The 18,726-nt window shown below is 60.2% G+C and carries 13 protein-coding genes and 1 pseudogene; 9 read left to right on the top strand and 5 right to left on the bottom strand.

Annotated features, from left to right (window positions below; translation table 11 throughout):
- The first annotated feature begins 59 nt into the window (after window positions 1-59).
- The 3 genes from lon (at window position 60) to HU724_RS18430 (ending at window position 4,977) form a co-directional block, all read left to right on the top strand.
- On the top strand, window positions 60-2,456 hold the full coding sequence (gene lon, locus HU724_RS18440; protein WP_016775334.1) for an endopeptidase La: 2,397 nt from the start codon (window positions 60-62) through the stop codon (window positions 2,454-2,456).
- 149 nt (window positions 2,457-2,605) lie between these two features.
- Window positions 2,606-2,878 carry an HU family DNA-binding protein gene (locus HU724_RS18435; RefSeq protein ID WP_016775333.1) on the top strand — a complete coding sequence of 91 codons (273 nt, stop codon included), beginning with the start codon at window positions 2,606-2,608 and terminating at the stop codon, window positions 2,876-2,878.
- Window positions 2,879-3,105: 227 nt separating this feature from the next.
- On the top strand, window positions 3,106-4,977 hold the full coding sequence (locus HU724_RS18430; protein WP_186566317.1) for a SurA N-terminal domain-containing protein: 1,872 nt from the start codon (window positions 3,106-3,108) through the stop codon (window positions 4,975-4,977).
- 551 nt (window positions 4,978-5,528) lie between these two features.
- On the opposite strand, the gene HU724_RS18425 is transcribed toward HU724_RS18430, so the two are convergent.
- On the bottom strand, window positions 5,529-6,734 hold the full coding sequence (locus HU724_RS18425; protein ID WP_186566319.1) for an MFS transporter: 1,206 nt from the start codon (window positions 6,732-6,734) through the stop codon (window positions 5,529-5,531).
- Window positions 6,735-6,855: 121 nt separating this feature from the next.
- Here HU724_RS18425 and HU724_RS18420 point away from each other — a divergent pair, with 121 nt between their 5' ends.
- Both HU724_RS18420 and HU724_RS18415 read left to right on the top strand, forming a co-directional pair.
- Complete coding sequence (locus HU724_RS18420; RefSeq protein WP_186566321.1) at window positions 6,856-7,755, top strand: LysR family transcriptional regulator; 900 nt, start codon at window positions 6,856-6,858, stop codon at window positions 7,753-7,755.
- Window positions 7,756-7,847: 92 nt separating this feature from the next.
- Window positions 7,848-8,708, top strand: a complete 861-nt coding sequence (locus HU724_RS18415) for a DUF2242 domain-containing protein (protein WP_186566323.1) — start codon at window positions 7,848-7,850, stop codon at window positions 8,706-8,708.
- A gap of 389 nt (window positions 8,709-9,097) precedes the next feature.
- On the opposite strand, the gene HU724_RS18410 is transcribed toward HU724_RS18415, so the two are convergent.
- Both HU724_RS18410 and HU724_RS18405 read right to left on the bottom strand, forming a co-directional pair.
- The gene (locus HU724_RS18410) at window positions 9,098-10,138 is read right to left on the bottom strand and encodes an AraC family transcriptional regulator (RefSeq protein WP_133336882.1); all 1,041 of its coding nucleotides are present in this window, start codon (window positions 10,136-10,138) and stop codon (window positions 9,098-9,100) included.
- 3 nt (window positions 10,139-10,141) lie between these two features.
- Window positions 10,142-11,272 carry a nitrilase-related carbon-nitrogen hydrolase gene (locus HU724_RS18405; RefSeq protein WP_186566325.1) on the bottom strand — a complete coding sequence of 377 codons (1,131 nt, stop codon included), beginning with the start codon at window positions 11,270-11,272 and terminating at the stop codon, window positions 10,142-10,144.
- A 208-nt stretch (window positions 11,273-11,480) separates the two neighbouring features.
- Between HU724_RS18405 and HU724_RS18400 the strand changes: the two genes are divergently transcribed.
- The 3 genes from HU724_RS18400 to HU724_RS27775 all read left to right on the top strand — a co-directional run bounded on the left by HU724_RS18400 (window position 11,481) and on the right by HU724_RS27775 (window position 15,464).
- Window positions 11,481-13,520: an NADPH-dependent 2,4-dienoyl-CoA reductase gene (locus HU724_RS18400; protein ID WP_122612107.1), complete on the top strand. Its 2,040-nt coding sequence runs from the start codon at window positions 11,481-11,483 to the stop codon at window positions 13,518-13,520.
- Between the two features lie 125 nt (window positions 13,521-13,645).
- The gene (locus tag HU724_RS18395; protein WP_186566328.1) at window positions 13,646-14,569 is read left to right on the top strand and encodes a 1-aminocyclopropane-1-carboxylate deaminase/D-cysteine desulfhydrase; all 924 of its coding nucleotides are present in this window, start codon (window positions 13,646-13,648) and stop codon (window positions 14,567-14,569) included.
- A gap of 361 nt (window positions 14,570-14,930) precedes the next feature.
- Window positions 14,931-15,464, top strand: coding sequence for a hypothetical protein (locus HU724_RS27775; protein WP_217847175.1), 534 nt, complete (start codon window positions 14,931-14,933; stop codon window positions 15,462-15,464).
- An 85-nt stretch (window positions 15,465-15,549) separates the two neighbouring features.
- Here HU724_RS27775 and phnX read toward each other — a convergent pair whose 3' ends face one another.
- Together phnX and HU724_RS18380 are read right to left on the bottom strand one after the other, a co-directional pair.
- Window positions 15,550-16,377, bottom strand: a complete 828-nt coding sequence (phnX, locus tag HU724_RS18385; RefSeq protein ID WP_122691951.1) for a phosphonoacetaldehyde hydrolase — start codon at window positions 16,375-16,377, stop codon at window positions 15,550-15,552.
- Between the two features lie 143 nt (window positions 16,378-16,520).
- Window positions 16,521-17,627 (bottom strand): annotated as a pseudogene (locus HU724_RS18380) (2-aminoethylphosphonate--pyruvate transaminase); the annotation flags it as partial.
- A 113-nt stretch (window positions 17,628-17,740) separates the two neighbouring features.
- Here HU724_RS18380 and HU724_RS18375 point away from each other — a divergent pair.
- A complete protein-coding gene (locus tag HU724_RS18375) occupies window positions 17,741-18,607 on the top strand; it encodes a LysR substrate-binding domain-containing protein (protein WP_186566330.1) in 867 nt (288 codons plus the stop codon).
- Window positions 18,608-18,726: the final 119 nt, after the last annotated feature.

Below are 18,726 nucleotides of genomic sequence, written 5' to 3'. Positions count from 1 at the left end.
TTGGTTTCAAGCTTAATTCCATCTGATTACGGCCATACGGCCGCCGTAGAGGCGAAATCATGAAGACAACCATCGAATTGCCTCTCCTGCCATTGCGTGATGTCGTGGTTTATCCGCACATGGTTATCCCGCTGTTCGTGGGGCGCGAGAAATCCATCGAAGCCCTCGAGGCCGCGATGACGGGTGACAAGCAGATTCTGCTGCTGGCCCAGCGAAACCCGGCTGACGATGATCCCGGTGAAGACGCTCTCTATCGCGTAGGTACGATTGCCACGGTTCTGCAACTGCTGAAGCTGCCTGATGGCACCGTCAAGGTTCTGGTCGAAGGCGAGCAGCGTGGCACTGTCGAACGCTTCAGCGAAGTCGATGGCCATTGCCGCGCCGAAGTGTCTCTGATCGAAGAAGTCGACGCCGCCGAGCGCGAGTCGGAAGTCTTCGTGCGCACGCTGCTGTCGCAGTTCGAACAATACGTCCAGCTGGGCAAGAAGGTTCCGGCTGAAGTCCTGTCGTCGCTCAACAGCATCGATGAGCCCGGTCGTCTGGTCGACACCATGGCCGCGCACATGGCGCTGAAAATCGAGCAGAAGCAGGAAATCCTCGAGATCATCGATCTGTCGGCCCGTGTCGAACACGTGCTGGCGCTGCTCGATGCCGAAATCGACCTGCTTCAGGTTGAAAAACGCATTCGCGGTCGCGTCAAAAAGCAAATGGAGCGCAGCCAGCGCGAGTACTACCTGAATGAGCAAATGAAGGCCATTCAGAAAGAACTCGGTGACGGCGACGAAGGCCACAACGAAATCGAAGAGCTGAAAAAGCGCATCGATGCTGCCGGCCTGCCGAAAGACGCGCTGGCCAAGGCGACTGCCGAGCTGAACAAGCTCAAGCAGATGTCGCCGATGTCGGCTGAAGCCACCGTGGTGCGTTCCTACATCGACTGGCTGGTGCAGGTGCCGTGGAAGGCGCAAAGCAAAGTACGTCTCGACCTGGCTCGTGCAGAAGACATTCTCGACGCCGATCACTACGGTCTCGAAGAGGTCAAGGAGCGCATCCTTGAATACCTCGCCGTGCAGAAGCGCGTGAAGAAAATCCGTGGCCCGGTGTTGTGCCTGGTCGGTCCTCCAGGTGTGGGTAAAACCTCGCTGGCGGAATCGATTGCTCACGCAACCAACCGTAAATTCGTACGTATGGCCTTGGGCGGCGTGCGTGACGAAGCGGAAATTCGTGGTCACCGCCGGACCTACATCGGTTCGATGCCGGGAAGATTGATTCAAAAGATGACAAAAGTGGGCGTACGCAACCCGCTGTTCCTGCTCGATGAAATCGACAAGATGGGCAGCGACATGCGTGGCGATCCAGCTTCGGCGTTGCTGGAGGTGCTTGATCCCGAGCAGAACCACAACTTCAACGATCACTATCTGGAAGTCGATTACGACCTCTCCGATGTGATGTTCCTGTGCACCTCGAACTCGATGAACATCCCGCCAGCGCTGCTGGACCGGATGGAAGTGATTCGTCTGCCGGGTTACACCGAAGACGAGAAGATCAACATCGCCGTGAAATACCTCTCGCCGAAACAGATCGCCGCTAACGGTCTGAAGAAGGGCGAGCTGGAGTTCGACGAGGAAGCCATCCGCGACATCATCCGTTATTACACCCGTGAAGCGGGCGTGCGGGGCCTCGAGCGGCAGATCGCCAAGGTCTGCCGCAAGGCAGTCAAAGAGCATGCGCTGGAAAAACGCTTTTCGGTAAAAGTGACAGCTGATCTGCTCGAGCATTTCCTTGGCGTGCGCAAGTTCCGCTACGGCCTGGCCGAGCAGCAGGATCAGGTGGGGCAGGTGACTGGTCTGGCGTGGACTCAGGTTGGCGGCGAATTGCTGACCATCGAAGCCGCAGTGATTCCGGGTAAAGGGCAGCTGATCAAGACCGGTTCGCTCGGTGATGTGATGGTCGAATCGATCACTGCCGCACAGACCGTTGTGCGCAGCCGCGCCAAGAGCCTGGGCATCCCGCTGGACTTCCACGAGAAGCGCGACACCCACATTCACATGCCGGAAGGTGCTACGCCGAAAGACGGCCCTAGCGCTGGCGTGGGCATGTGCACCGCGTTGGTCTCGGCATTGACCGGCATTCCGGTGCGCGCCGATGTCGCCATGACCGGTGAGATCACTTTGCGTGGTCAGGTGTTGGCAATTGGCGGTTTGAAAGAGAAACTGCTGGCGGCACATCGCGGCGGAATCAAGATTGTGATTATTCCGGAAGAAAACGTCCGCGATCTGAAGGAGATTCCTGACAATATCAAGCAGGATCTGCAGATCAAACCGGTTAAATGGATTGACGAGGTCCTGCAAATTGCGCTGCAATACGCGCCGGAGCCCTTGCCGGATGTGGCTCCGGAGATAGTTGCCAAGGACGAAAAACGCGAGTCTGATGCCAAGGAAAGAATTAGCACGCATTAATACGTTTTAGCCTGGGGGGCTTTCCTTGACAGCATTTTAGAGCCCTTGTTATAAAGCGGCTCTTAAGTGTCTGTAGGCCATTCAGCACTCGTTTTTGCTTTCACCAAAAAACTTAGAAACATCTCAAAATAGATATAAGGGGACTTAGAGTGAACAAGTCGGAACTGATTGATGCTATCGCTGCATCCGCTGATATCCCGAAAGCTGCTGCTGGCCGTGCGCTGGACGCTGTAATCGAATCCGTCACTGGCGCTCTGAAGGCTGGCGACTCCGTTGTTCTGGTTGGTTTCGGTACTTTCTCCGTGACTGACCGTCCGGCTCGTACCGGTCGCAACCCGCAAACCGGCAAGTCTCTGGAAATCCCGGCTGCCAAGAAGCCAGGTTTCAAAGCCGGTAAAGCGCTGAAAGAAGCTGTTAACTGAGTTTCCAGGTTTTTACCCATCCGGGTCGGGGTCAAGCCTGACTTGGCAGCGGAGCGGTAGAGCAGGTGGCTGAAAGAGCCACCTGTAACGCCGGGATCGAGGGTTCGAGCCCTGTCCGCTCCGCCAGTTACGAGAAGGCGCATCCTCGGATGCGCCTTTCTTCTATCCGGATTCTACCCACGCTCCACGGTTGCCTAAATTGAAGTTCAACCGTTTCTGGGGGACGCATGCTGCAGAATATCAGGGACAATTCACAAGGCTGGATTGCCAAGACCATTATCGGGGTCATCGTTGCACTGATGGCCCTGACCGGTTTCGATGCCATTTTCCAGGCCACGACTCACAAGAACGAGGCGGCCAAGGTCAACGGTGACGAAATCAGCCAGAACGAGCTGAGCCAGGCCGTTGATATGCAACGCCGTCAGCTGATGCAACAGCTGGGCAAGGACTTCGATGCTTCCTTGCTCGACGAAAAGATGCTGCGCGAATCGGCGCTCAAAGGCCTGATCGACCGCAAGTTGCTGCTGCAAGGCGCCGAACAGGCGAAGTTCTCATTCTCCGAAGCCGCGCTGGATCAAGTGATCCTGCAGACGCCTGAATTCCAGGTCGACGGCAAGTTCAGCTCGGAGCGTTTCGACCAGGTGATCCGTCAACTGGGCTACAGCCGCATGCAGTTCCGCCAGATGCTGGCTCAGGAAATGCTCATCGGCCAATTGCGCGCAGGCGTTGCCGGCAGCGGTTTCGTCACCGACGCCGAAGTGCTGGCATTCGCCCGTCTGGAAAAACAGACCCGTGATTTCGCCACTCTGAACGTCAAGGCCAACCCGGCTGCGGTCAAGCTGACCGATGACGAGGTCAAGGCTTACTACGACGAGCACGCCAAGGAATTCATGACGCCGGACCAGGTGATCATCGATTACGTCGAGCTGAAGAAGTCGTCGTTCTTTGATCAGGTTGCGGTCAAGGATGAAGACCTTGAGGCGGCGTATCAGAAAGAGATCGCCAACCTGGCGGAACAGCGTCGTGCCGCGCACATCCTCATCGAAGTGAACGACAAGACTACCGAAGCGCAGGCCAAGGCGAAGATCGACGAAGTCCGGGCGCGTCTGGCCAAGGGCGAGAAGTTCGAAGCGCTGGCCAAGGAGTTCTCGCAGGACCCGGGTTCCGCCAACAATGGTGGTGACCTTGGTTATGCCGGTCCTGGCGTTTACGATCCGGCCTTCGAAAAGGCTCTGTACTCGCTGTCGAAAGACCAGGTGTCCGAGCCGATTCGTACCGACTTCGGTTATCACCTGATCAAGCTGTTGGGCGTGGAAGCGCCTGAAGTGCCGACCCTGGCCAGCCTGAAAGACAAGCTGACCCGCGAGCTGAAAGCCGCTCAGGTCGAGCAGCGTTTCGTTGAGGCGACCAAGCAACTGGAAGACTCGGCATTCGAAGCCTCTGACCTGGCACAGCCAGCAGCGGATCTGAAACTGACCGTGCACACTTCCAAGCCGTTTGGCCGTGAAGGTGGCGAAGGTGTTGCCGCCAACCGTGCCGTGGTCACTGCTGCGTTCAGCCCGGAAGTGATTGATGAAGGTGCCAACAGCACCGCCATCGAACTGGATCCGGAAACCGTGATCGTGCTGCGTTCCAAGGAGCACCTGAAGCCCGCGCAATTGCCACTGGAAAGCGTGAGCGCGGCGATCCGTACTCAACTGACCAAGGAGCACGCCAGTGCCGAGGCCAAGACCCGTGCCGAGAAGCTGATCGCCGATCTGCGCGACGGCAAGGCGCCGCTGGACAAGGCCATCGATGGCCAGAACTGGAAGATCACCGAAGCGGCCACCCGTGGTCAGGAAGGGGTTGATCCGGCTGTGCTGCAGGCACTGTTCCGTATGCCGAAGCCGGCTGCCAAGGACAAGCCGACGTTCTCCAGTGTTACCTTGCCGGATGGCAGCCTGATGGTTGTGCGACTCAACGGTGTTAACGAAGCTGCCGCGCCTACTGATGAAGAGAAGGCGCAATATCGTCGTTTCCTCGCTTCCCGTGAAGGGCAGCAGGACTTTGCGGCGTATCGCAAGCAACTGGAAGCTGAGGCGAAGATCGAGCGGTTCTGATCTTTTGACTGACGTTTGAAGGAGCCCCGGCCTGTTGGTCGGGGCTTTTTTATTTTTGGTGGCTTGGCGGCCTTTGGGCCGGCCATGCTCTGGGTGGTTTGGGTGAATATCCGTTTTTTGCGGTGTTGCGGCTGGCGGTTTCGCCCTTACGGCGACTCACTTTTTTTACAAACGCCTAAAAAAGTAAGCAAAAAAACGCTTGCTCCTACGTTCGGCCCTCGCAGGCTCGGGTCCCTTCGCTCCGGGACTGATCCGGGCGCAGCGGCTCCGGTTTGCTTCGCTGCACCTCCTTCCGCTGTGTCTGGCTGCGCCAGACGGTCGCTACGCTCCCACACCCGGATCAATCCCTCCGCTCAGCCTTCCGACGTCGCCGGTGGATCAAGATCAAGAGCACTCGAGCTTGCGCTCATTGTTGAGTGGGGCGGCTGCGCCGCGGGCAGCTGCGCTGCTTTGCCTTTCTGTGGGAGCGAGCCTGCTCGCGAAGGCGGCTTGGCAGCCGACCTCTCTCTTGGAGGAGAGACAGATTCAGGCCGTTCATTCGATCAACAATCTCACCGTCCCGATGGGAACCCATGCCCGCTGGCCATCACCGCCGCATACAGCGTCAACACCAGCAACCCCGCAACAATCCATGGAAATGCCCCGACCCCGACATTTCCCATCAACAACCCGCCCGCCAATCCTCCGCCGGCAATACCGACATTCCAGAGTGTTACCAGCATCGATTGCGCGGTGTCGGCTGCTTGAGAAGCAGTTTTCGCTGACGCGGTTTGCAGCAGCGAGGGCATTGCGCCGAATGCCAGTCCCCAGGCGCTAACGGCCGCGTAAACCACGCCGGGCGATGCGCGCCACAGAGCCAAGGCTATCGCCGCGAGCAGGAACAGTGCCGCACTCCCGAGTACCAGTTCACGCAACCAGCGATCGATCAGGCTGCCGACGATCCACAGACTCATCACTGACGCCAGGCCGAACGCCAGGAGTACGCGATCAATGTCCGAAGCCAGACCGGAGGGTTGCAGGAACGGCGCGATGTAGGTGTACAGAAGGTTATGCGCCACGACGTAGGACAAGGTTACAAACAGTACCGATCGTATGCCGGGCAGGGTGAACACCTGACGCAAGGGCAGGCGCTTTCCTTCAGGTTCGCCGGCGAAGTCCGGGACTCGAATGTGCACCCAGATCACCAGCACTATTGTCAGCGCCGTCATGATCGCAAAGCTCAGTTGCCAGCCCGCCATCGTTCCCAATAGCGTCCCGGCTGGTATGCCTAGTGATAACGCCAGTGGCGCGCCGAGCATGGCGACGGTGATGGCGCGGCCTTGCAGATGGGAAGCGACCATGCGGCTGGCGTAGCCGGCCAGGAGTGCCCAGAGCAGGCCGGCGAAGATGCCAGCGATGAAACGTGCGCCCAGGGTCAGCCAGTACAGCTCGGACACGGCAGTGATGCTGTTGGCCACGGCGAAGCCGGCGATTGCGGTCAACAGCAATGGTTTGCGGCGCCAACTGCGGGTGGCGATGGTCAGGGGGATCGCCGCAAGCATTGAGCCGACGGCGTACAGCGTGACCAATTGCCCGATCAGCGCTTGAGATACGTTCAGGCCGGCGCTCATTTGTGGCAGCAGTCCCGCTGGCATCGCTTCGGTCATGACAGTGATGAAACCTGCCGTGGCCAGCGCCAGCAGTGCGCCGTAGGGCAGGCGTTCGCGGTTTTCGGTCGGTTGCGCAAGCGCAGTGGAAGCGAGGTTGGCGTCGGTCATGTTGCTGCGTCCCTGTTGTGGTCAATGTTGAGAAACACAGGGTAGGGCGCTGCGCATTGCGAAAAAAACAGGTTAGGGTTCCGAACATATCGGACATGGATGTCACTAATCGGAGATGTGAATGGATAGCCTGGGCAGCATTTCGGTATTTGTGCAGGTCGCCGATACTCGCAGTTTCACCGAGGCCGGCCGCTTGCAGGGCGTGTCATCGTCGGCGGTCGGCAAGAGCATTGCGCGGCTGGAAGCGCGACTTGGCGTGCGCTTGTTCAATCGCAGCACTCGCAGCATCACCCTGACCTCCGAAGGCGCGTTGTTTCTCGAGCGTTGCCGCAGGATTCTGGCGGAGGTGGAGGCGGCGGAGTTCGAGCTGTGCAATGCCACCTCGGCGCCCCACGGTCGGCTGCGGATCAGCCTGCCTCAGGTGCACGAACTGGTCATGCCGGTGATGACCGAATTCATGGCGCTGTACCCGCACATTGAGCTGGATCTGGACCTCACCGACCGTATGGTCGATGTCATCGATGAGGGTTTCGATGCAGTGATTCGTACCGGCAAGCCCAAGGACTCTCGGCTGATGGCGAGGCCGTTGGGCGAGTTTCATCTGGTGCTGGTGGCGAGCCCGGAGTATCTGCAACAGCGGGGCGAACCATGTACACCGGGCGATTTGGCCGATCACGTCTGTTTGCGCCACACCTTCCACGCTACCGGCAAACTGGAAGCCTGGCCGTTGCGCCGTGCAGAGGGCGCGCCGGAACCGATATTGCCGCTGCGCCTGCTCAGTACCTCGATCGAGGCGGTGCAGCATGCGGTGCTGGCGGGCATGGGCATTGCCTGTCTGCCGGATTTCATGGTGCGCGAAGCGGTGCGCCAGGGTCGCTTGCGCCAGATACTTGATGAGCATGTCGAGCACGCCGGACAGTTCTGGGTATTGTGGCCGTCGAGCCGACAGGCGACGGCGAAATTGCGCGCGTTGATCGATCATTTGTCGGCGCGGCTTTTTCCTGGCGGTCATGATCGGTAAAGTTGTAACCGATTCTTGACACTATTCCATGCGCCATGGGGCGGCGATCTGTTGCACAATACGCCCCGGACTGTTTTCCCTCAGGATGTTCAATGTTGATTTCCACTCCCATGCGTGTTGTCGGGCTGGCGCTTTTGTTGACTGCGGTGGCCGGTTGTTCGAAGGACAAGCCGATCTATGAGCATGAGAACTTCGATGACTCCGGCACCTTTTCGCGCAATTATCCGGTAACCGACACCGCCAGTTGCGAAGCGGCCCGGCGCGCGTTGCTCAGTCAGGGCTACATCATTACCAGCAGTGATCCGAAACTCGTCAGCGGGCACAAGAGCTTCCAGCAGACCGGCGAGACCCATCTCGAGATCAGCTTCAACGTGGTCTGCGCCGAAGATGGCAGCGCCGGGCATCATGCGACGGTGTTCGCCAACGCCCTGCAGGATCGTTATGCGTTGAAGAAGACCAACAATTCCGCCAGCCTCGGGGTTGGTGTGTTGGGCTCGGTGTCGATGCCGATCGGCTCCTCGGATGATTCGATGGTCAAGGTCGCCAGCGAGACGGTCACGGCGCAGAAGTTCTACGAGCGCTTCTTCACTCTGGTGGAGCAGTTCCTGCCCGCCGATGCGAAGAAAGCGGCGCATATCGAAGAAAAACCGAAAACCGACCTCGGCGTGCCTGAGCCGAAGGTGACGCCCGCTCCGGCGCCTGCGCCATTGGTGCCGACACCGGCGGCAGAACCGGCCCCTGCGCCGGCTGCGGAACCTGCACCAGCCCCGGCTGAAGCCGCGCCGGTGAGTTCCGAGCCGGTGGCACCGCCAGCGGAGTCGACGCCGATTACGCCTGCGCCAGCGCCTGTGGAAGAGCCTGCGCCGGCCAGCGAAACTATCACGCCACCGACCAATCCGGATATTCCGCCACCGTCCGAGCCGATTCCGGCGATGCCTGCGTCGGGCCAATAAGAAACCAAGCGAGACCCAGTGGGAGCGAGCCTGCTCGCGAATGCGTAGTGTCAGTCGACAGATGGTCAGACTGACACACCGCATTCGCGAGCAGGCTCGCTCCCACAGTGGTTTTCGGGTTGGCTTAAGATCTGGTTACATACCTGCGACACCATCGCCGCGATAAATCCCCAGCCACCTGCTACGTTTTATTCATGAAGGCCGCGTTTCACTTTTCCTTCACACGGGCACTTTATGCTCGGGGCACAGGTCGATTGATCAGGCCATTTTCACAGCGAGCGGTTTGGGGGATTTATACGATGGACGAGTATCAGGAAGAATTGCTCGAATACCAGGCCTTTGAGCTGGATCAACCAGAGCCTGCAGACGACGCGACGGAGCTCTGAGCTTCAGGCTCCCGAGCGGTAATTTCGTCGGGATTCGCCGGGCGTCTGCCCGCTCCAGCGTTTGAATGCACGCTGGAAGGCTTCAGCTGAGGCGAAGCCCAGCAGGTAGGCGATCTCGCCGAACGCCAGTTCGGTGTCGCGGATGTAGGTCATTGCCAGGTCGCGGCGTGTGTCATTGAGGATCGCGCGAAATTGCGTGCCTTCCTCTGCTAGTTTGCGCCGCAGGGTCCAGGTTGGCAGTTTCAGGCGTGCCGCGACTTCCTCGAGATCCGGCTCGCGGCCGCCGTTGAGCAGCGGGCCGAGCAACTGAGTGATGCGCTCGCGCAGGCTGCGGGTGCGGGTCAGTTGTTCCAGCTCCCGCTCGCACAATTGCAGCAGATGTCGCCAGGTGCTCGGACAATGTTCGGGATTGCGCAGGGCAAGGCTGTTCAGGCTCAGGCGCAGCTGATTGCGTTCGGCGCTGAACTGGATCGGGCAGTCGCCAAACATTGTGTAGGCGTCGCGGTAATCCGGCGCTTCGAATTCGATTTCGATTCTCTCGGCGCGCAACGTTTCGCCGCACAGGCTCGACAACTGATGCAGCCAGCCGGCGAGGATCGAGTCGACCACGAAGCGGTTATAGGCGTTGTACGGGCTGATCGAGTAGAAGCGCAGCCACGCACCGTTGGCATCTTCGTGAAAACTGGACTGCCCGCGATAGTTGGAGCCGTAGAGCGGCTCGAAGCGCGTCAGGCAGCGGGCTGCTTCACGCACGGTGGGCGCTTGCGCCGCAGTGATGCCGGCCAGACCGGCCTGATTCAAGCGGATCATCCGGCCCATGCGCAGGCCCAGGGCCGGATCGCCGGTGAGTTGAATCGCTGCATGGCCCAGGCGCATGTATCGCGGGATCGACAAGCGCGCCCCGGCCTCGGCCAGTCGCGCGGCATCAAGGCCATATTGTTCAAGCAGAGGCAGCGGATCGACGTCGTGGCTGCGCACGGCGTCGGCCAGACTATGGACGAAACCCACCGACAGATCCCCGAGGCGCATCGGCTGCGGCTTCATGGTTTACAGCCAGACGTTCAGCAAGCGCGCACCACGAGCCTCGCCATCGGCGAAATGTTGGCCGTTGCTGCTGAGAAAGCTTGTGCCGGTGCTCGGCTTGTCCCAGAACTGCCCGCGCATGAACACACTGACGCCGGCAATCGCGTGGCTGCTTGGCGGTTGCGCGGTGAGGGTCAGTCGATGCCAGGCTTGACCTTCACTGAGGTCGCCGGGCTTGAGGCTGACCGAGCCCGGCGTGCTCGAGCCCTTATAGCCACGCCATGGCTTGTCCCAGGCGCCTTGGCCGATAACCTGCGCCGGCACCGCCACCAGTTGCGCGCCTTGCTCATCGAGGGTGCGGTAGTTGGCGGGGTACCAGCTGTCACTGCCGATCAGGATGCCCAGGCGTCCGGCCGGTGTGTCGACCACCTGGATGGCGTGTTTGTCTTCGGCCTGAATCACACCTTGCTGATCGAAGGTCGGATGCATCTGCCGTTGCGGCTGGCCCAACGGTACGCCGTCGCGACCAAACACCACGCTGCTGTTGAACAGGGCGCCGCTGCCGGGCTTGAGCCGGCCGTCGCGGATGCTGGGCTCCGGCAGCACGATGGAGCCGGCGACCAGAGTGACCTGGAACTCCTTGGCCAGACCGCCGAACAGCGCCTGGTAATCCTTGGCCATGGCCTTGGCTTTCATCCGCAGATAAGCGTCATCCAGGCGTTGCTCGCCCTTGGCCCGCAGCCACGCTCGGGCAAACAGCAGTGGATTGCTCGCCGCCAGCCAGTTCATTGCCTCCGCCAGCGTTGGCGCCTGATACAACTCGTCTTTCTCGCCGCTGATCATCAGCCAGGTGCCGACGTGCTCGGGCAACACCACCACGGTTTTTTCGTTGAGCAAGCCTTGATCGCGGGCCTGCTGCAAATACGCCGCGAGCTTGCGGTGCAGGCGTGCGGAGCTTTGGTAATCGGTGGGGAACAGTTCGGGCTGAATGCCGAGCAGATTGCCACGGTCGGCGGGCGTGCCCTGATTGACGGCGAGCTTGATGCGCAGGTCCGACAGGTAATGCCCCGCCGGCCGGTCTGCCGCCCACATGGCGTAGGTGGTCAGGGCGGCAACGAGGGCCATGGAGAAAATCAGATACAGAAGTTTGCGCATGAAAACCAACAACAGCCGGGTACAGGATGTGCCGACTAGGGTAGGGCCCATGGCCCGGGTTGCCAAGGGGCGCTGTGCATTTGGATCAATAACTTGTCAGTTACGGTCATTGAGTGACAGCGGTGCGACTCTTAGTCTGTCGAACATGACTGACGGGGGACGCAGAGCTCCCGCAACTTTTCCGTGATCGCTCGTTGTGGAGTTACCGATGACCGCCGCTCATTACCCGCATTTGCTGGCCCCGCTGGACCTGGGATTCACCACGCTGCGCAACCGCACCCTGATGGGCTCGATGCACACTGGCCTTGAAGAAAAGCCGGGTGGTTTCGAGCGCATGGCGGCGTACTTCGCCGAACGTGCCCGTGGCGGTGTCGGCCTGATGGTCACTGGCGGCATTGGCCCGAATGATGAGGGCGGCGTGTATTCCGGCGCGGCCAAGCTCACTACCGAGGAAGAGGCGCTCAAGCACCGCATTGTCACTCGCGCGGTGCACGAGGCGGGCGGCAAGATCTGCATGCAGATTCTCCACGCCGGCCGCTATGCCTACAGCCCGAAACAGGTAGCACCGAGCGCGATTCAAGCGCCGATCAACCCGTTCAAGCCCAAAGAGCTGGACGAAGAGGGCATCGAAAAGCAGATCAGCGATTTCGTCACCTGCTCGGTATTGGCGCAAACCGCCGAATACGACGGCGTCGAAATCATGGGCTCGGAAGGTTACTTCATTAACCAGTTCCTCGCCGCGCACACCAACCACCGCACCGACCGCTGGGGCGGCAGCTACGAAAACCGCATGCGCCTGCCGGTAGAAATTGTCCGTCGTGTGCGCGAAGCGGTCGGGCCGAATTTCATCATCATCTTCCGCCTGTCGATGCTCGACCTGGTCGAAGGTGGCAGCACCTGGGATGAAATCGTCATGCTGGCCAAAGCCATCGAACAGGCCGGCGCGACGATCATCAACACCGGTATCGGCTGGCACGAAGCGCGGATTCCGACCATCGCCACCAAAGTTCCGCGTGCAGCGTTCAGCAAGGTCACGGCCAAGTTGCGCGGCTCGGTGAGCATTCCGCTGATCACCACCAACCGCATCAATACCCCGGAAATTGCCGAGCAGATTCTTGCTGAAGGCGATGCCGACATGGTCTCCATGGCCCGCCCATTCCTCGCCGATCCGGACTTCGTCAACAAGGCCGCCGCAGGCCGTGCCGACGAAATCAACACCTGCATCGGCTGCAACCAGGCGTGCCTCGACCATACCTTTGGCGGCAAGCTCACCAGTTGCCTGGTCAACCCGCGTGCCTGCCACGAAACCGAACTCAATTACCTGCCGGTGCAGCAGATCAAGAAAATCGCCGTGGTCGGTGCCGGCCCTGCCGGTTTGTCCGCCGCTACCGTGGCCGCCGAGCGCGGTCATCAGGTGACGCTGTTCGATTCAGCCAGCGAGATCGGCGGGCAGTTCAACATTGCCAAGCGCGTACCGGGCAAGGAAGAGTTTTTCGAAACCCTGCGCTACTTCAACCGCAAGCTGCAAACCACCCATGTCGAGGTGTGCCTGAACACCCGTGTCGACGTGGCCAAGTTGGTTGAAGGCGGTTACGACGAGATTATCCTTGCCACCGGTATCGCCCCGCGCGTGCCGGCGATTCCGGGCGTCGAGAATGCCAAGGTCCTGAGTTATCTGGACGTGATACTTGAGCGCAAACCGGTCGGCAAGCGTGTCGCGGTGATCGGTGCTGGCGGGATCGGTTTCGATGTCTCGGAATTTCTCGTTCATCAAGGCGTGGCCACCAGTCTGGATCGCGCGGCGTTCTGGAAAGAGTGGGGCATCGACACGCAACTGGAGGCCCGTGGTGGTGTGGCGGGAATCAAAGCGGCGCCGCATGCGCCGGCCCGTGAGGTGTTCCTGTTGCAGCGCAAGAAAACCAAGGTCGGCGACGGTCTGGGCAAAACCACCGGCTGGATTCATCGCACCGGTCTGAAGAACAAGCAGGTGCAGATGCTCAACAGCGTCGAATACCTGAGCATCGATGACCAAGGCTTGCACATTCGCATCGGCGAAAGCGGCGAGCCGCAACTGCTGGCGGTGGACAACATCGTGATCTGTGCGGGGCAGGATCCGTTGCGCGAGTTGCACGATGGTCTGGTTGAGGCCGGGCAGAACGTGCACTTGATCGGCGGCGCGGATGTCGCGGCGGAGCTGGATGCCAAGCGCGCGATTAATCAGGGTTCGCGGCTGGCGGCTGAGTTGTAAACACATTCTGTAGGAGCTGCCGAAGGCTGCGATCTGTTGATCCTGATTTCAAAAGCAAGATCAAAAGATCGCAGCCTGCGGCAGCTCCTACTAGTATGTGGTCTTTTCCAGATTGTGCAGTGCCCATGCTTTTGCCTCCCCCCAACTGGCTACCCCCGGCCCCTCTCGAACCGCTCTATCTGGGCTGGCTGGCAGACGCCGGCATCGAGGTCGCGATCCTGCGCCTGGACCGCATCGACCCGCTGATCAGCGGCAATAAGTGGTTCAAACTCGTTGAGCATCTCAAAGCCGCCGAGCGTGCCGGCGCCGAGGGCATCATCAGCCTTGGCGGTGCGCATTCCAATCACCTGCACGCGCTGGCGGCGGCGGGCAAGCGGCTGGGATTCAAAACCGTGGGGCTGCTGCGCGGGCACCCGCAGGACACGCCGACAGTGCGGGATTTGCAAACGTTCGGCATGCAGTTGCATTGGCTCGGTTACGCCGGTTACCGCGCGCGGCACGAAGCGGGATTCTGGGTGCCATGGCAAGCGCAATTTCCTACGCTGCATGCGGTGCCCGAGGGAGGTGGTGGACTGGCCGGCGCCTTGGGTTGCGCAGCGATCAGGCAGCAGGCCGAAGAGCAATTGGCCAAGCTGGGCTGGAATGATTTCGACGCCTGGTGGCTGGCCTGTGGCACCGGCACGACACTGGCCGGACTGGCGCTCGCCGAGCAAGGCAAGCGCGTGGTGTACGGTGCTCTGGCAGTGCCGGATGATCACGGCGTAGCGCCGAACATCGAGTCGATCCTCGCGCACGCCACCGAGCCTGCGGCGGACTATCAACTGATCGATGCCAGCCGTGGTGGTTTCGCCAAAATTGACCAGGCGTTGCTGACCTTCATCGATCAGACCGAGCAAACCAGCGGCATCCCTTTGGAACCGCTGTACACCGGCAAGGCCTTGCTGGCGCTCAAGCAGCATGTCGAGTCAGGCGAATTCGCGGTCGGCACGCGTCTGGTCTTTGCCCACACGGGTGGCCTGCAGGGACGGCGCGGATTTGCAGCGATGTAGCCGATGGTCGCGATCAATACATGCCAACCTTCGGCGTGATGATATTTGCAATCAATCGAAGTGCAAGTTTTACGGTTTATGACTTCTGTTTATTGAAAGTTATTGTTGTACGTTGGTCTGCGCAGCGTAACTCTATGTTGTTTATATCTTGTGGTTTCTTTTGGTTTGAATAGTTGGTTGTGCGTGATTATTGTCGGCTCGGCTCTTTAGTTTGTTATTAAAGATCAAAACTATATTTATCAATTTGAGTGTGAATATGAAAAGTCCGATCTCGAAGCCTCGCCCTACTACCACGACGTCAAAGCCGGTAACACCAACAAAGCCAGTTGCGCCAACCAAGCCAGTAGCGCCGACCAAGCCAGTGGCGCCAACCAAGCCGGTAGCGCCGACCAAGCCAGTGGCGCCGACCAAGCCAGTGGCGCCAACCAAGCCAGTGGCGCCGACCAAGCCAGTGGCGCCGACCAAGCCAGTGGCGCCGACCAAGCCGGTAGCGCCAACCAAGCCGGTAGCGCCAACCAAACCAGTGGCGCCGGTTGACACCAAGCGTCCGCCAATGCCATGGCCGACCCTTAACATCAACATCGATCCGGTGGCCTTGATAACGCTGATTCAAACAATTGGTGCGAAAGTCAATGTCGATGGCTCCACCACACTGCCTGACGGCAGCGTAGTCGCTGTAGATAAAACTTCGATCAAGCGTCCCGACGGCATCATTCAATATGAAGACGGCCGGGTAGAGTATCCGGACGGGCGAATCGTCTGGCCGGATAATACCGTTGAATATCCGGATGGCCGTATTGTCTGGGAAGATGGAACTGAACAATTGCCGGACGGAAGTGTTAAACATCCCGATGGTCTTGCGTACGATGCGCAAGGTAACCTTATTTCCGAATAAGTCATAATCAAGCAATGTCTTTACTCAAGACAGTGCAAAAAAAAACACCGCTGATTGCAATCAGCGGTGTTTTAGTTTTCCAGCCTCAGGCGTTTTGCGGCATCTCCCCGTTGGCCAGACGCTTGTTGATGTCGGCGATCACTTCCGGCAAATCGCTGATAGTGTCGATCATGTAATGCGGGCGCGAGCTTTCAAACAGCGCGTGGATGCGCTGGCGTTCGCTGGCGAGTTCGTCGCTGCCCAACGCGCGGAAACCTTCATAGTCCAGACCCAACGCGTTGCCCGAGCAAATCAGCGCAACCGTCCACATGCCGGCCCGGCGACCTTCGAGAATGCCCGGCACGGTGTCGTCGATCTTCACGCACGCTGCAACATCGTCGATGCCCAGAGCGATCACGTTGGCCAACGCTTGCGCCGGCCATGGACGGCCGTTTGGCACTTCGTCGGTGGCGACCACGTGGTCGGCGACGTAGCCGTTGCTGGCGGCGAGTTCGACGACTTTGTCCATGACTGCTTTCGGGTAGCCGGAGCAGGAACCGATCTTGATCCCTTGCTCGCGCAGTTGGGCGATGGCGTCCAGCGCGCCGGGAATCAGTGCCGAGTGCTCGGCGATTTTCTCGATCTGCAACGGCATGAAGCGGTTGTAGATAGCGGTGACGTCATCGTCGGTCGGCGTGCGACCGAATACCTTGCGATAACGCTCGGCCACTTGCGGCTGATCACAGAGGGTGCGGATGTGGTCCCACTTGCCCATGCCCATCGGCCCACGGGCTTCTTCGATCGATACCTGCACGTCGAATTCGGCGAAGGCCTCGACGAAGATCTGCGTCGGCGCGAACGAGCCGAAATCGACCACGGTACCGGCCCAGTCGAGGATCGCGGCTTGCAGCTTGCTTGGGTTGGTGTAGTTCATGGCAATCAATTCCTGATTTGAATGAGATCAAAATGTGGGAGCGAGCCTGCTCGCGAAAGCGGTCTGACATCAGCCTATGTGTCGCCTGGGACGACGCTTTCGCGAGCAGGCTCGCTCCCACAGGGGATTTGAGGTGAGGCTAAGATGTCGAGCACTTCCATCTCGCGCAGCACTTCACCCACGGCTGCCACGGCCTGGCGCATTTCGTCCGGGGTGACGTGGCCGATGCAGCCGACGCGGAAAGTTTCGACCTGGGTCAGCTTGCCGGGGTAGAGGATGTAACCCTTGGCCTTGACCCGCTCATAGAAATCCTTGAACTGGTAACGCGGATCCTGCGGGGCATGGAACGTGGCGATGATCGGCGCCTGAATCGCCGCCGGCAGGAAGCTGCGCAAGCCGAGCTTGTTCATCTCTTCCATCAGCGCCTGACAGTTGGCCGCATAACGCGCATGCCGCGCCGGCAGGCCGCCCTCTTCGCTGTATTGCAGCAGTGCTTCGTGCAGCGCCGCGACCACATGGGTGGGCGGGGTGAAGCGCCATTGCCCGGTTTTCATCATGTAGGCGTGCTGGTCGTACAGGTCCATCGCCAGCGAGTGCGAGTTGCCAGCCGCGGCGGCGAGCGATTCCTTGCGGGCGAAGACAAAACCCATCCCCGGTACACCTTCCAGGCATTTGCCGGAGGCGGCGATCAGCGCGTCGAACGGTACTTTTTGCGCATCCACCGGTAATGCGCCGAATGAGCTCATGGCGTCGATGATCAGACGTTTGCCATGTTGCGCAACGACCTCGGCGATTTCTGCGAGCGGATTGAGAATGCCGGTGCTGGTTTCGCAGTGGATCAGCGCCACGTGGGTGATGTCAGCGTCGGCGCGCAGCAAGCGGTCGACGTCAGCGGCGGTGGTCGGTTCGTCTTCGGCGGTTTCGAAGGTGCTGAACGAGCGGCCGAGCACTTCGCAGATTTTCGCCAGGCGCTTGCCGTACGCGCCGTTGATCAGCACGAGGATTTTGCCGTCGCGCGGCACCAGCGTGCCGATCGCCGCTTCGACGGCAAAGGTGCCGCTGCCCTGTAACGGTACGCAATGGTGGCTGGCGGCGCCGTTGAGGATGGCCAGCAATTGCTCGCACAGGCTGGCGGTCAGCTGGTTGAAGCGGTCATCCCACGAACCCCAATCGACCATCATGGCCTGACGGGTGCGGGCCGAAGTGGTCAACGGGCCGGGAGTGAGCAGAATCGGTGCGGCGGTACTCATTCGTGTGTCCTCGCGAAAACGCTGTGGGATGAAGCTACGGGGCCTACGTTGCAATTCGCCGCTGCATCAATCAAATTGTTTGTTGTTATGCCAGCCATCAGTGAGGGTTATCCATGAATCTGTTTCAGCTGCGCGCCTTCGATGCCGTGGCCCGCGAAGGCAGCTTCACCCGCGCGGCTGCGCGGTTGTTCATCAGCCAGCCGGCGGTCACCGGACACATCAAGGCACTGGAAGAGCATTACCAGATCACTTTGCTGCGGCGTACCGCGCGACGGGTGGAACTGACCGAGGAGGGCACCAAACTGGCAGCGATCACCCGCGCCATGTTCGGCCTGGCGGAAGAAGCGCAGACGCTGCTCGAGGCCAATCGGCAGTTACTGACCGGGCGTCTGGAGGTGGCGGCGGATGGGCCGCACATGGTCATGCCGATGCTGGCGAGCCTGCGCGCACGCTATCCGGGCATCACCGTGAACCTGCGTCTGGGCAACGCGCAGGAAACCCTGGCGGCGCTGTTGTCGGAACACGCCGATGTCGCGGTGCTTACCGAGGTCGAGCCGCGCAAGGGCCTGCATCTGCAAGCGCTGAGCGAATCGCGGATCTGCGCGCTGGTGCCGGCGGGGCATCGCTGGGCGAATCGCTCAGGCGAAGTGAAACTCAAGGAGCTGGACCAAGTGATCATGGTCCTGCGCGAGCCGACTTCGATTACCCGGCGCACGTTTGACCAGGCGTGCGCGCAGGCGTCGATTCAGCCGCGGGTGTTGCTGGAGCTGGACAGTCGCGAGGCGGTGACCGAAGCGGTCGCGGCCGAGTTGGGCGTTGGTGTGGTGTCGTCGGTGGAGGTCAGTCATGACCCGCGTGTGGTTGCGATTCCCATAGCCGGGGAAGGGCTGGTGAACCGGCACATGATTGGCTGCATGGAGCGCCGGCGCGAGTTGCGCTTGATTCAGGCGTTTTTTGATCTGGCGCCAGCCGCACCGTGATCGTTCCCACGCTCTGCGTGGGAACGCAGCCCGGGACGCTCTGCGTCCCATCCAATAGCCGAACGCGGAGCGTCCGTTGAGGCATTCCCACGCAGAGCGTGGGAACGATCAGGACAGGG

The sequence above is a fragment of the Pseudomonas iranensis genome (assembly GCF_014268585.2).
GTDB classification, from domain to species: domain Bacteria; phylum Pseudomonadota; class Gammaproteobacteria; order Pseudomonadales; family Pseudomonadaceae; genus Aquipseudomonas; species Aquipseudomonas iranensis.
The sequence above is the reverse complement of the archived record's forward strand: the minus strand, read 5'-3'. Positions and strand labels throughout refer to the sequence as shown.

Excerpts from the sequence above, each read along its gene's own strand:
- lon (WP_016775334.1), top strand. The coding sequence starts at position 60 with ATGAAGACAACCATCGAATTGCCTCTCCTGCCATTGCGTGATGTCGTG.
- HU724_RS18430 (WP_186566317.1), top strand. The coding sequence starts at position 3,106 with ATGCTGCAGAATATCAGGGACAATTCACAAGGCTGGATTGCCAAGACC.
- HU724_RS18425 (WP_186566319.1), bottom strand. The coding sequence starts at position 6,734 with ATGACCGACGCCAACCTCGCTTCCACTGCGCTTGCGCAACCGACCGAA.
- HU724_RS18420 (WP_186566321.1), top strand. The coding sequence starts at position 6,856 with ATGGATAGCCTGGGCAGCATTTCGGTATTTGTGCAGGTCGCCGATACT.
- HU724_RS18415 (WP_186566323.1), top strand. The coding sequence starts at position 7,848 with ATGTTGATTTCCACTCCCATGCGTGTTGTCGGGCTGGCGCTTTTGTTG.
- HU724_RS18410 (WP_133336882.1), bottom strand. The coding sequence starts at position 10,138 with ATGAAGCCGCAGCCGATGCGCCTCGGGGATCTGTCGGTGGGTTTCGTC.
- HU724_RS18405 (WP_186566325.1), bottom strand. The coding sequence starts at position 11,272 with ATGCGCAAACTTCTGTATCTGATTTTCTCCATGGCCCTCGTTGCCGCC.
- HU724_RS18400 (WP_122612107.1), top strand. The coding sequence starts at position 11,481 with ATGACCGCCGCTCATTACCCGCATTTGCTGGCCCCGCTGGACCTGGGA.
- HU724_RS18395 (WP_186566328.1), top strand. The coding sequence starts at position 13,646 with ATGCTTTTGCCTCCCCCCAACTGGCTACCCCCGGCCCCTCTCGAACCG.
- phnX (WP_122691951.1), bottom strand. The coding sequence starts at position 16,377 with ATGAACTACACCAACCCAAGCAAGCTGCAAGCCGCGATCCTCGACTGG.
- HU724_RS18375 (WP_186566330.1), top strand. The coding sequence starts at position 17,741 with ATGAATCTGTTTCAGCTGCGCGCCTTCGATGCCGTGGCCCGCGAAGGC.